At 34.0% G+C, this 13,816-nt stretch carries 12 protein-coding genes; 7 read left to right on the top strand and 5 right to left on the bottom strand.

Annotated features, from left to right (window positions below; genetic code table 11):
* Window positions 1-163: 163 nt before the first annotated feature.
* Complete coding sequence (locus FJR05_RS24335; protein ID WP_168646485.1) at window positions 164-1,348, bottom strand: NAD(P)H-quinone oxidoreductase subunit H; 1,185 nt, start codon at window positions 1,346-1,348, stop codon at window positions 164-166.
* Between the two features lie 485 nt (window positions 1,349-1,833).
* On the opposite strand from FJR05_RS24335, the gene FJR05_RS24330 reads away from it, so the two are divergent.
* The 5 genes from FJR05_RS24330 to rsmH are packed head-to-tail and all read left to right on the top strand — an operon-like array spanning window position 1,834 to window position 7,297.
* Window positions 1,834-5,022, top strand: a complete 3,189-nt coding sequence (locus FJR05_RS24330) for a type ISP restriction/modification enzyme (protein ID WP_168646484.1) — start codon at window positions 1,834-1,836, stop codon at window positions 5,020-5,022.
* 51 nt (window positions 5,023-5,073) lie between these two features.
* Window positions 5,074-5,520, top strand: coding sequence for a hypothetical protein (locus tag FJR05_RS24325; protein WP_168646483.1), 447 nt, complete (start codon window positions 5,074-5,076; stop codon window positions 5,518-5,520).
* Window positions 5,517-6,089: a hypothetical protein gene (locus FJR05_RS24320; protein WP_168646482.1), complete on the top strand. Its 573-nt coding sequence runs from the start codon at window positions 5,517-5,519 to the stop codon at window positions 6,087-6,089. Before FJR05_RS24325 ends, FJR05_RS24320 begins: the two co-directional genes overlap by 4 nt.
* 58 nt (window positions 6,090-6,147) lie before the next feature.
* Window positions 6,148-6,378, top strand: coding sequence for a hypothetical protein (locus FJR05_RS24315; RefSeq protein WP_148760870.1), 231 nt, complete (start codon window positions 6,148-6,150; stop codon window positions 6,376-6,378).
* A gap of 22 nt (window positions 6,379-6,400) precedes the next feature.
* Window positions 6,401-7,297 (top strand): 16S rRNA (cytosine(1402)-N(4))-methyltransferase RsmH, encoded by an 897-nt coding sequence (gene rsmH, locus FJR05_RS24310; protein ID WP_168646481.1) that lies wholly within the window; start codon window positions 6,401-6,403, stop codon window positions 7,295-7,297.
* Window positions 7,298-7,388: 91 nt separating this feature from the next.
* Here the strand turns inward: rsmH and FJR05_RS24305 are convergent, their stop codons facing one another.
* Window positions 7,389-8,132, bottom strand: a complete 744-nt coding sequence (locus FJR05_RS24305; RefSeq protein ID WP_168646480.1) for a Uma2 family endonuclease — start codon at window positions 8,130-8,132, stop codon at window positions 7,389-7,391.
* Between the two features lie 282 nt (window positions 8,133-8,414).
* Between FJR05_RS24305 and FJR05_RS24300 the strand changes: the two genes are divergently transcribed.
* Entirely contained in the window at window positions 8,415-8,750 is a 336-nt protein-coding gene (locus FJR05_RS24300; protein ID WP_168646479.1) for a XisI protein, read from the top strand.
* A gap of 337 nt (window positions 8,751-9,087) precedes the next feature.
* On the opposite strand, the gene FJR05_RS24295 is transcribed toward FJR05_RS24300, so the two are convergent.
* The 3 genes from FJR05_RS24295 to FJR05_RS24285 form a co-directional block, all read right to left on the bottom strand.
* The gene (locus FJR05_RS24295; RefSeq protein ID WP_096669330.1) at window positions 9,088-9,366 is read right to left on the bottom strand and encodes a BrnA antitoxin family protein; all 279 of its coding nucleotides are present in this window, start codon (window positions 9,364-9,366) and stop codon (window positions 9,088-9,090) included.
* Entirely contained in the window at window positions 9,329-9,607 is a 279-nt protein-coding gene (locus tag FJR05_RS24290; RefSeq protein WP_096669332.1) for a BrnT family toxin, read from the bottom strand. Before FJR05_RS24290 ends, FJR05_RS24295 begins: the two co-directional genes overlap by 38 nt.
* Before the next feature lie 207 nt (window positions 9,608-9,814).
* Window positions 9,815-12,808, bottom strand: coding sequence for a type ISP restriction/modification enzyme (locus tag FJR05_RS24285; RefSeq protein ID WP_168646478.1), 2,994 nt, complete (start codon window positions 12,806-12,808; stop codon window positions 9,815-9,817).
* Between the two features lie 501 nt (window positions 12,809-13,309).
* Between FJR05_RS24285 and FJR05_RS24280 the strand changes: the two genes are divergently transcribed.
* The gene (locus tag FJR05_RS24280) at window positions 13,310-13,633 is read left to right on the top strand and encodes a DUF6825 family protein (protein ID WP_096669336.1); all 324 of its coding nucleotides are present in this window, start codon (window positions 13,310-13,312) and stop codon (window positions 13,631-13,633) included.
* The last annotated feature ends 183 nt before the right edge of the window (window positions 13,634-13,816 follow it).

The following is a 13,816-nucleotide window of genomic DNA, read 5'->3' as shown; positions in this document are numbered from 1 at the left end:
CCTACTTCTACCTACCCTATAAACTCTCGAAAGTGGGGGGAGAGTGAAAAACTACAAATGAATTAACATATTAGCAAGAGATTTAAACTTTTACAAAATTACGAAAAACCCAGATGTGTAGGGGTTTAGCTCATGCTTTACCCCTACGGAAATTGACAGAAAATTACCTATCAACAGAACCCATAATTACGTCAATACTACCAAGAATAACAACAATATCTGCAACTTTCATTCCTCGCAGTAAATGAGGTAGAATTTGCAAGTTGTTGAAATCTGCGGCGCGAATTTTCCAACGCCAGGGGAAAACATTATTATCACCAACTAAATAAATTCCCAATTCTCCCTTACCACTTTCGACACGGGAGTAAATTTCACCCTTGGGAACTTTGAAAGTAGGAGAAACTTTTTTAGCCACGAATTGATAATCAAAAGCATCCCATTCGGATTTTTTCCCAGCCATTAACCGCTTTGCTTCTAGGTTTTCGTAGGGTCCTCCGGGTAATCCAGCGATCGCTTGCCGAATGATTTTCACAGATTCGCGCATTTCTCGCATCCGTACCATATAACGGGCGAGACAATCACCAACAGTTTCCCACTGAACATCCCAATCGAAATCATCGTAACATTCGTAGTGGTCAACCTTTCGCAAATCCCATTTTACCCCAGAAGCCCGTAACATAGGTCCAGAAAGTCCCCAGTTAATCGCTTCTTCACGGCTAATAGTTCCCAAACCCTCAATCCGGCGACGGAAAATCGGGTTATTAGTAACTAAGCGTTCATATTCATCCACTTTGGGAATAAAGTAGTCACAGAAATCTAAACACTTATCTACCCAACCATAGGGTAAATCCGCAGCCACACCACCCACGCGGAAATAATTGTGATTAACCATGCGGTAGCCAGTAGCAGCTTCCCACAGATCATAAATCATTTCCCGTTCCCGGAATTGGTAGAAAAAGGGTGTTTGTGCGCCTACGTCAGCCAAAAACGGACCAAACCATAAGAGGTGGTTTGCAATGCGGTTTAATTCCAGCATAATCACCCGAATATAGCTGGCGCGTTTAGGTACAGTGATACCTGCTAATTTTTCTGGTGCATTCACTGTCACCGCTTCATTAAACATCCCCGCAGCGTAGTCCCAACGGCTGACGTAGGGGACGTACATGATTGTAGTTCTGTTTTCGGCAATTTTCTCCATTCCCCGGTGTAAATAGCCAATAACTGGTTCACAGTCAACGACATCTTCACCATCTAGGGTCATAATTAAGCGTAAGACCCCGTGCATTGATGGGTGATGAGGACCCATGTTTAGCACCATCGGTTCAGTGCGGGTTTCGATTCTACTCATAGATTTTGCTGTTCTCCCGTTGTGGATGTTGTAAATTGACCCGCTTAGATTAACTTGCGGCGATAGCGAAGCGCTGCTGCAAGCAGATCGTTATTGTCTGCCAAAATTTAGCTGATAGGGATAATTTCTAGATTATCTCTACAGGGTGACATTGGAGAGAGAATAGCAGAGTCGGTTTTGTACTTGATGTTTTATTTTGTGCAGCTTCTTCAATTATTATAGGTAAGCCTGATATATAAGGGATTGAGAATCTGGATTTTTTTCATGTACCTGGGGTGTGGGAATGGGAAAAATCTTCCCGGTGCAGATGACTAACCTTAAATTGTATCAACGTCTTGGTGATTTTGCTGATTTTGTCTTCGTAGCAACATAGATTTAATTTATAATTATCTTCATTAGTATCTATAGTTAAATTTTAGCTCACGCAGAGGCGCTTCAGGCACAGAGAAAGAGAAGCAGAGTTTTTTCAGGGGTGTGGTTAAATTATGAATTATTTACAAGTTTATTTTCAGGAAGTTTATCAAGTTTACCAAGGACAAAATGCTACTGAAAATAGTTATCGTCCTGCTTTTAAGAGGTTAATGGAGTCTTTGGATTCTGGTATTCAAGCTATTAATGAACCGAAAAGAATTGCTTGCGGTGCGCCGGATTTTTTGGTAAAGAATGGTATTTTAGATGTTGGTCATATTGAAGCTAAAGATATTGGTGTTTCTCTCAAAAATGTGGAAAAAACTGCTCAAATGGGGCGTTATTTTCAGGCTTTGGGTAATTTGATTTTAACTGATTATTTGGAGTTTCGTTGGTATGTCCAAGGAGAATTAAAACTATCTGCTTCTTTAGGAACTATTGATAAAAATAAAAAAATCAAATTTGATAAGGAAGGAATACAAGCAGTTGACCAACTTTTGCGGCAATTTTTATTAGCTAAAGTTCCCCAAGTTACAACACCGAAGGATTTAGCTAAACGCATGGCTAGTTTAGCGCAATTGATGAGAGATGCTATTAAAACGGCTTTACATGATGTAGATAATGGGGGAATGTTACGTCAGCAGTTGGAGTCATTTCAACGAGTATTAATTAAGGATTTAACGGTCGAACAATTTGCAGATATGTATGCTCAAACTATTTGTTATGGGTTATTTGCAGCGCGATGTAATACTGATAATCCTCAGACTTTTTCACGGGAAACAGCAGCTTTTAAATTACCAAAAACTAACCCATTTTTAAGAAGTATTTTTGGACAAATAGCTGGATCTGATTTAGATGAAAGAATTAGTTGGGCTGTGGATAATTTAGCGAATATTCTCCAACAAACGGAAATGGCAGAAATTCTCAGAGATTTTGGTAAACGGACTCGCAGAAAAGATCCTGTTGTCCATTTTTATGAAACGTTTTTGGCAGAATATGACCCGAAAATGCGAGAATCAAGAGGGGTTTATTATACTCCTGAACCTGTGGTTGATTATATTGTTAAAAGTGTAGATTATATTCTCAAACATAAGTTTAATATTAGTAAAGGTTTAGCGGATTCTAAAAAGATTAAAATTCCCAATCCCCAAGGTGAGGGAACTATCGAAACTCATCAAGTTTTGATTTTAGATCCTGCGGTGGGAACGGGAACTTTTATGCACAATATTATTAATTATATTTATGATGGTTTTAAATCTCAGAAAGGGATGTGGTCAAGTTATGTGAGTCAACATTTATTACCTCGATTATTTGGTTTTGAATTGTTGATGGCACCTTATACTGTAGCACATATAAAGTTAGGTTTACAGTTGCAAGAATTGGGTTATGATTTTAGTTCTGAAGAACGGTTAAGAATTGATTTAACTAATACTTTACAAGAAGCTTTTCAAATTCCTGCTGCTGATGGTTTTATGAATAGAATTAGAGATGAACCAGAAGCAGCAAAGGATATAAAAAAAGATGTTCCTGTAATGGTAATTTTAGGAAATCCTCCCTATTCTTATGAATCTATAAATACTGACCCTTGGATTGTGGGATTAGTTAGGGATTATTATCAAGTAGACGGAAAATCTTTAGGAGAAAGAAACCCCAAAGGATTATTAGATGATTATGTAAAGTTTATCCGTTTTGCTCAACATCGAGTTTCTGAAACGGGTTATGGTATTGTGGCTTTAATTACGAATCATGGTTATTTAGATAATCCGACTTTTCGGGGAATGCGTCAAAATTTGATGCAAACTTTTGATGAGATTTATGTTTTAGATTTACATGGTAATAGCAAGAAAAAAGAAGTTTGTCCTGACGGTTTACAAGATAAAAATGTTTTTGATATTCAGCAAGGTGTAGCAATCAGTTTTTTTATTAAAAATGAACATAGTCCGCAAAAATTAGCACCGGTTTATCATGCTGATTTATGGGGTATAAGGGAAGTTTATGAAAATAAAGAGTTAGTTGGGGGTAAATATCATTGGTTAGCTGAAAATGATATTAGTTCAACTGATTGGAAAATTGTCAAACCTGAAGCTAAATTTTATTTATTTAACCCTCAAAACACCAGTTTATCATCAGAGTATGAACAAGGATGGAAAGTTAGTGATATTATGTTAGTCAATGCTGCTGGTATCAAAACCCATCGAGATCATTTTGCTATTGATTTTGATGAAGAAAGCATTACTCAAAAATTCAGAGAATTGCGAGAAACTAATTTATCTAATGAGGATTATACAAATAAATATAATATTCATGATCATCAAGATTGGCGATTAGATAAAGTCCGTCAATTAATTCGCTTAGATAATCAATGGAATGATAAAATAATTAGTTGTTTATATCGCCCTTTCGATTGGCGTTACTGCTATTATAGTGAGATAATAATGGATAGACCTAGACGAGAATTACTTGATCATGTTTTTAGAAAAGATAATTTATGTTTAGGTTTAGGTCGTCAAGGAATTGCTGTAAATGATTCTATCTGGTCTTTGGTATCAGTTGCGAATCAACCTATTGATACTAATATTTTTAGAAGAGGTGGAGTTAATATTTTTCCTCTCTATCTTTACCCAACAGATACCCCAACTTTATTTGATTCTATCCCAACTAATACACCTGGAGGACGTAAACCGAATTTATCCCCAGAATTTATTATTGAATTTTCCCAAAAACTAGATTTAGAATTTATTTTTGATGGAAAAGGAGATAAAAATAAAACTTTTAGACCAGAGGATATTTTTAATTACATTTATGCTATCTTTCATTCTCCTATTTACCGTCAACGTTACGCCGAATTTTTAAAGATTGATTTTCCCCGTGTTCCTTTAACTTCAAATCCTCATCTTTTTTGGAAGTTAGTTAGCAAAGGTGATAAATTAGTAAAATACCATTTAATGAAAGAAACAGGAACAGAAATTTCTACCTATCCTATTCCTGGTTCTGATCTTGTCGAACAAGTTAAATATAATGAAAATCATCAACAAATTTGGATAAATTCTGAACAGTATTTTGATCAAGTTCCGCAGCAAATCTGGAATTTTTACATTGGTGGTTATCAAGTTTGTCAAAAATGGCTAAAAGATAGAAAAGGGAGAAGGTTGAATTTTGATGATATTAGTCATTATCAAAATATTATTTCTATAATATCGGAGACTGTAAAGATTATAGAAGATATTGATCAAATCATTGAAAAATATGGCAGTTTTCCGTTATAATATCATCGGAAAATCTTATTTGAATTTAAATCATAAATCTTCGTTAAGAAATTGTCTAATATTCCAGCATCTAACCCCAATCAACCTAATAAAGAAAATTCTCTTACTGATAGATGGTCATATCTTAATCAATATGAGAAAAAATATCTCAAAGAAGCTATGAAAGCTTATGATAAAATTATAGAATCAAAAGATGATATTCTCAAAATAGCCAATCGGTATCAATTAAATTCTGAGGATATTGAAAGAGCTAAACAGTATGCTTTTGGTAAGGGAGTATTACAAAATCAATTTATCCCTGATTTACGTATGGCTCAAAGTTGGGAAAGAATGGTGTTAGGAGAAGAAATTGATAGTGATGAGGTTTTACTAAAGCATGGAATTCGGGAATCTGAATTGGTAATTAATCAAGGTATGAATCAATTAGATGCTCATAAAATAGCTCAAAATGAATACCCTTGGTCTATAATTATAACTAAAGGAGATAAACAAAAATGAATAAAACATCTAAACAAAAGTTTGTTGAAGCATTAGATATTTGTCAATCATTGATTGATTTTAAATATAGTCCTACCAATTTAACCTATCAAGCAATAGAGTTATTTTGTGAAATCGGTAAAAATCCTTTTGAATTACTAGAATTATGCCAAAAATATTCTACTAATAAGGTGGATGAAAATTCTAAATTGAGACTCCACCGAATTAGAAAAAATCGCGGCTATAGTTTTTCATCAGTTCACCCTCGTGGGGTTAGTTTTCTTAGTAAGGAATTAAAAGAATTATTTTCGTTTAAAACTTTTCAAAGATCCTCTAAAATTGATAAGATTTGTCAAATTATTAAAGAATATGGAACAAGTATAGATAATTGGCGTGTTGATTGTCCGCTTGGTTTTGGTGCAAAAGATCATTGTAGTTTTTTGAGTTTTTTCCTCAATCTTGATAGTGGTAAGTTTGAATATTTTACAGACAACTTTACAACACCTGAACAAATTGCTGAATTATTTAAAGATTGGAAAGGAATTGATCTTAATTCTGTAATTAAAAAGCAAAAAACACTTACATTTTAATAAATCAAAAGTATTATCTAAACTTAGTTAAGCAAAATTGTCAATTAAGGAGATATTTATGAAAGAATTAATGAAACAACCCTCATCTTGGCTACCAAATGGAATAAATCTGAATCTTTCAGATCAATTTCGTCCTTTTTCCTTTACTGAAGAGTTACAGATTCGTTTAGAAGAACTCTTAGAAAAGAATAAAGAAAATTTGCTAAATGCTGATGAAAAACCAGAACTAGCAGGTTTATTAGAATTAGAAAAAATCTTCAGTTTTATAAACGCCAAACTTGCTTCTTAATTTTACTCTCAATAATTTAATAATGAAATCAGATTCACAAACACCCATAGATTTAGAAGAAATTACGTTTTCCCATATTCCTGTTCTCAGTCAAGAAGTGATTACAGGTTTAAATATCCAACCGGGTGGAAATTATTTAGATTTAACCGTTGGTGGTGGTGGTCACAGTCGGTTAATATTAGAGACTGCTGAAGATGTGAAAATTACCGCAGTTGACCAAGATGAAGATGCTTTAAATGCAGCAAAAGAGAATCTAGCAGAATTTGGTAATAGAGTTAAATTTATTCATAGCAACTTTGCTAATTACCAATTTCCAGAAAATACCTATCATGGAATTTTAGCCGATTTGGGAGTAAGTTCCTATCATTTAGATAACCCAGAAAGAGGTTTTAGTTTTAGAAATACCGCAAATTTAGATATGCGAATGAACCAGCAACAATCCCTCACTGCTGGAGATATTATCAATGAATGGGACGAACAAGAATTAGCGGATATTTTCTTTAAATATGGTGAAGAGAGACTTTCTCGCAGAATAGCCAGAAGAATAGTTGAAAAACGCCCATTTAATACTACTACAGAATTGGCAAATGCGATCGCCTATTCCGTACCTCCTCAATATCGTCATGGGAGAATACACCCCGCAACCCGTGTTTTTCAAGCCTTACGAATTGCTGTCAACGACGAGTTAAAAGTCCTAGAAACCTTAATAGAAAAAGCACCTCACGCGCTAATTCCCGCAGGAAGAATCGCCATAATCAGCTTTCACAGTTTAGAGGACAGACCAGTTAAACATGGTTTGAGAAATTCCCCTTCATTGCGAGTATTGACGAAAAAACCCATAATTGCCACAGAAGAAGAGATTAAAGAAAATCCCCGTTCTCGTTCTGCTAAATTGAGAATAGCAGAAAAGTGTGATTAGAAGTATAACTTTGCCGCGCCATCTGCTATAAACCCTGTTTCTATGTTAGGCTATAATCCTACTCGGTGAGATAAAAAAGTTTAATTGTAGATTAAATTGTATCAGGATCTATATTTAACTCCCGCAATTTTGCTGCTAAACGTTCTGATTTTCTCGCTTCCTTTTCGGCTCTTTTAGCTTGTATTTCTGCTCTTTTAGCTTGTATTTCTGCTCTTTGGGTTTCCTGTTCTGCGGTTTCTTCAGGAGTAAAAACTAACTTTCCTTCTGGTGTAAAATACCGCAATAATCCCTCATGAATTCCCAAATATAAATCTAATTGTTCACTCCATAAATGTCCTTTTTCATTTGCTTCTAGAGGTTGATATTTTCCATCTAATAAATGAAAACCTGCAAATTCTAGTGTATAAGGATCAAACCAAAAATAATCCGGTGTGCGGAAAGTATTTTGATAAAGTTCTTTTTTGTATTCTCTATCTGTATTCGCTGTAGTGGGTGAGAGAATTTCTAAAATTACATTGGGATATTTACCGTCTTCATTCCAAACTACCCAACTTTTACGGGTTTTGCGTTCTGTTCCTAGCACAACAAAGAAATCTGGACCTCGGAAATATTCTGATTTTTTCTGATTAGGACTATAGTAAATTGTGAGATTTCCCGCAGCATAGAAATCATATCTATCTTTCCACAACCATTCTAGACATTTGAAAAGGAGAATTATTTGTCTTAAATGTAGTTCTGTTTCCACGGGAGGTTCATCACTATATAAATCACTGGGGGGAAAAATCACATCTTGAGAGATGTTTTCTTTACATTCTAATTCTTGAGTAATCATCATGATATGATACCAAGTCGTTATTTATTGATTATAGCATTACGTAGGTTGGGTTGAGGAACGAAACCCAACATTATTAAACGTGATTATTAAATCTTTTGTTGGGTTGCGCGATCGCTTGACAATCAAGACAGTCGACTTGATATAATGAACAACGATGGTTTTTTTCTCACAAAAAGTTTGGAAGATATGAAAAATTATCTTAAATGCTTAGAGATATTAGCAAAACTTAAAGTTGATTCGTGAGGTAATAATATACGAACCAGATAATGAGATCATTATAGAATGGATAACACAGCTAAATATCGAAAATATATTCAAACCTTACTAACAAATTATGCCAAAGATGATATTTGCACTAACGAAGTAGATGTAGAACTTATCTTTGATACAGAACGCGACCATTATCAGTGGATGAATGTTGGTTGGGAACATTTAAATCGCGTGTATATGACTGTGATTCACTTCGATATTAAAAACGTCAAAATTTGGTTACAACAGAATTTAACAGAAGAAAATCCCGCCGAAGATTTAGTAAAAATGGGTGTTCCCAGAGAAGATATCGTGTTAGGTTTACATCCCCCTTATAAACGTCCATATACAGATTATGGAGTGGCTTAAAGAAGGTCATTTATTTTCTGAATCAGGATTTTCAGGATTTAAGGATGTACAGGATTTTTGTTGGGATTTGGATTTATATGGGTAGATTTGCCGGATATGGGATTGCTGAATAAAATATTTGATGCTGAAAGTAATGTAATTCTATTTATGCTGATTCAGATATTTTTATCATCATTCCCAGAATTTTTATATACACAAAATTTGGTGATTGTCAAAAATATTTAATCTCTTCATCCTGTAAATCCTTAAATCCTGGACATCCTGATTCAGATATTTTTATTATTAGTTCATTAAAGCAGTTGTTGGGTTGCGCTGTCGCTTAACCCAACCTACATTATTAAGCAGATTTTTGATTACTGCTACTTTCGATATGACGACGTAAAAGTTGATTAATAGCTGTTTGATAGTCTTTATTTTGGGTTTTAAACCAAGCTATGATATCAGGTTCTAATTGAATAACATTTTTGGCTTGTGCTGCGGGAATTTGCAAAGTTGCTTTTTCAAAAAACTCATCAGTTAATGGTGGAATATCAGAATAGTCAATGTCCTCATCTGACATTGAATCTAATGCTTGCCAATTAGTCCGTGAGATATTGTTCAAATTTTTTTCGTTCATAACGATTTGCCTTTCGTGCTGAAATAATTCTAATTACATTGCCTTGTTTTTCGGTCCAAACAACTACAGCGACTCCATTTCCTAAAAAACCAATACCAAACCATCTTTCTTCACCATAGTCAAAACGTTCATCTTCCTCAATCAGCATTGGACTTTCAAAGATTTTATAAACATCTTCAAAGTCAATCTGATGTTTACGGATATTTTCTAAATTTTTCGCTTCGTCCCACTCAAACTGCATCTCTGATAGTTCAAATTATTCTTCAATTATAATATACAGCTATCCTATTCAGCAAAAATCATTCATCCTATAAATCCTTAAATCCTGGTTATCCTGATTCAGACATTATTATTTTCATCATGTTAATTTTAGACTATGTTAATTTTAGACTACTTATTAAGATGTTGGGTTGCGCTGTCGCTTAACGCAACCTACCAGAATACATGACTATTCCATTTCTCTAATTATATTCATTGTTTCTACACTCACGGTACAGACTCTCATTAATAAATCTATTACCTGTTCTTTGTAATCTGCGAAACGATAGGTATTGAATTTTTCCGCAATTGTTGGATCTTTTGGTTTCTTCTCTTTATATTGATCTAAAATCCATTCTAACGCGCAACGATTACCCAGCATATATTCCCAAGCTATTTTCGGAATACCTTCTAATGTGGTGAGATCATCTAAGATAATACTATTTTTGGTTTTATCGGCTTTGAGTTTTGCTTTGGGTGTTTTTTGATTGTCTTTTAAGGGAAGATCAAGACGGGTTAATTTATAAGATGTGACTGTTTCATAATTAATATGTAATTCCATGAGTTGTTTTCCCCAGTTAACCCATTTTTGGAAGTTTTCATAATATGGTAAACGCGGAAATTCGCGTTTGAGGTTAAGTTCGTATTTGCTGCGATAAGCTGGGTTATGTAAGACTGCGTAGGTATAATGAAAGATGTCTATTTTGGTAATTGTTGGATCTTGGTAATGGGTTTGAATTTGTTTTAGTCCCCAGTCGGTTATATTATCAATGCGTTTTCCTTCTTTGTCGTAACGGTATAAGGAAATACATTTTGTTGCATTAGGAAGATAAATATCTAAACTAAAAAGATGTTTAGTAGCTAATACAGAAAAGTTGGATCTTTGCCCAAATGAATATGTTATTATTTTATTTTCTGGTGTTTGTAAATAAATTTCATCTGCTCCACTAACTCTATCCAAAAATATATTAGACTTATAAATAATAAATTTACAAAATGGACGATAAAAAATAAATTCAATTCTATTCTCATCAAATTTTTCTTTCTTTGATTGTAGATAGTTAAGTTTTAAATTGCTTGACCATTTAATACAGGAATCAAACTCTGTTCCTTCTTCATGTTTGTAGTTATTATAAAAATCAGTAAACAATATCATTTTTGATTTAAGATTATGTAAGTCAATATCTATAACCCATTCATCTCTATTTGTAGAAATTCCTAAAGAGAATAATTTATATACTGCTTTTTCTTCAGCTTCAATTTTTGTAGATTTAGTATTTTTATCAGCTAAAACCAACAAAGATTCAAAATCATTAAATGAAAGGTTTACCCAGTTGTTATCATTATCAGGTGTGATATGTTCAAAACAAATATCAGAAAAATTAGATTTAGCAATATATTCTAGTTTTGCGTCAGCAGTATTTAAACCAAAAATTTGGTTATAGAATATTTTACACGGTAACCGTTTAGAGGATGTTTGTTTTATCATAAAACTAATTGCTATTCCTACTTGGACATTAAATACATTACCAGTTTTATCTCCTGCTCTAATATCTCCACCTAAATCAATAATATAAATTTCGCTAAATTCATCAGCAACAACTTTTCTAAAACCATCAGCTTCTTTTGAATGGATAAAAGAAGAATTAGTAATAAAAGCTAAAATTCCGTTTTCATTTAGCCTATTTGTAGCCCAACGAAAGAAACGAGAATACATATCATATCGCTTCGTTTTCTGAGCATTGCTATATTTTACATAGCTTTCCTTGATTAATTGATCTATTGCTGGATAAGATCGGTTTTTATTATTATCATTTTCATTAGCTTGATTTGCATTATATGGAGGATTACCAATAATCACCGAAATAGTTCTATCATTCTGTCTTTTGATTCTTGCGGTATTCTCCACACTCATAGCAAACAAATCCAATTGCTTACCCGCAAAAGATGTATTATCCAAAGTATCCACAAAACAAATATTTTCAAACTCCTCATACACACCCATTTTCTGTTTATAGGTGTATTCAATATTCAAATTTGCAATGTAATAAGGTAAAATTGCCACCTCATTACAATGAATTTCATGTTTATACTTATGTTCTAAACTCTGCTTTGGTAAATAATCAATCAACTCAGTAATAAAAGTTCCCGTTCCCGTCGCAGGATCTAAAATTTCGACATCTTTATCTGCTAACAACTTCCCAAAATGTTTATGAACTAGAAAATCTGTACTTTCTATCATAAACCTAACAATTTCATTGGGAGTATAGACAATTCCCAATCTATCCGCAGCTTTGGGATTATATGCTTTGTAGAAATTCTCATATAATGCTTTAAGAAACTTCTGTTTTTCTTGATGATTATAAATATTAGCCGCAGTGCGTCGAATAACTGCATAATATCTTTCAATCGTTCCCAAAGTATTTTTCTTAACGCTTCCCGTAAAAAAGGTAGAAATTACACCTTGTAATTCTCCCGCAATATTATTTTCTCTGTGAAATTGCGATTCATTAAAAATATTGATGAAAATATCTTCCGTCAAAATATGCTGAATCATCATTTCCCGAATATCAAATAAACTGATTTCTGGGTTAATTGATTCTTTGCAAATTCCCCAAAACTTATCCCGCGCAGTTTGAAAAGATGTGTTATTTTCCCCTTGACTATCTATCAAATCTCTGAGAGAATTTAGTACAGTGGGTAAATCTTGCTTAAAAATTTCTATAGCTTCCCGAAAATCCTTAACTTCAGGACGGACATAATTAATAAAATTAGTAATAATTCCATCTACTGCGTCAGCATCTTTCATAGATACACGCATTGTTTCTGTGCTAGATTGAATTAAAACCGCAGTTTGAGAATCTTCAAATAAAATATTACTATTGGGATAGCCTTTATTTAATTTCTTTTCTATTTCTTCGTCTAATTTATCATATTGATCTTTACTTTCCCAATAACCCCAATCTAACCGCAAAGCATCTTTAATTGTGCCATCTGGATAAACAAGTTTACCATTTGGTAATCTATAATCTAATTCAGGAATGAGTAAAAAATCTCTCGGTTTGCAATATTCATTGAGGAGATTTTGAAAAGCGACACGAATAGATGTTTCTTTGCGAGAACCACCATATTGAATGATTTTTTCTACTTCGGCTTGATATTGAGTTACCAGAAGTCTAGACATAGATACACCACAACATTTAAATATACTTAATTTTAATTGATGTTCCAGAAGTTCCAGAAGTTTCCAAATCCAGGGAATAAATTCCCTGTCTCATAGCTAAAGTCGGTTAAAACCGACTGTTTTTGGTTTATTTTTGATATTTGTAAGATGAATTTCAATTCAATACTTGTTGGTTAATCTCAAAAAATAGAATTATGTAGGTTGGGTTGTGGAACGTAAACGTTCGCGGAGCAATCGGAACGAAACCCAACATTTATAAGCATTTGTTGGGTTGCGCTGTCGCTTAACCCAACCTACAAAAACTCTTAACCGAACAGTATTGAATTTTGATTGTTATTTAAATCATAGTGCGTTTCAACGCATTTTTGCTAAACCCTTACATTTATACTCAGGAGTGAGATATTTTTTGAGTGAGAAGTCCTTGAGAAAACTTTCAGATAGAAGCATTACGGGCTATATGCAGGTTATAATTCTTTTTGCGGAGCAACTTTACAAAAATTTATGAGTAATCCCCTTGTGCAAGCCTTTTTCGTAGGCAGAGCAGTAGCTGAAGTGATTAATGAGCGTGTAGAAGTCGCCTTGACTGATGCTTTGAGTGAACTAGGCAAATTTGATGCTGAAGCTAAAGAGCAACTACGCCAGTTTACAGAAGAAGTGATGGCACGAGCTAATCGAGCGGCAGAATCGTCTGCAACTGGAACAACTACAGGTAATAGTTCATCTGGGGGAGATTCAGTAGACTTACAGACTGAAATTGACGAATTAAGGGCAGAAATCGCTCTATTAAGAAGTGAATTGCAGAAGCATCGTAATGCTGCAAAATAGGTAATAGGTGATGGGTAATGGGCAATGGATAATGGGTGATTAGCAAGAGGCAAGAGACAAGGGGCAAGAGGCAAGAAAAATATCAATATTATCCCTAGTCCTCTGCTCCCATGCTCCCCTGCCCCCTGCCCCCTGCTCCTCTGCCCCCTGTAATAAAAATACTAATAAACAACCAAAGGTGGG

It is taken from the genome of Dolichospermum sp. UHCC 0259 (assembly GCF_009711935.1).
Taxonomy (GTDB): domain Bacteria; phylum Cyanobacteriota; class Cyanobacteriia; order Cyanobacteriales; family Nostocaceae; genus Dolichospermum.
Note: the sequence above shows the minus strand (reverse complement) of the source record. Positions and strands in the feature narration are given on the sequence as shown.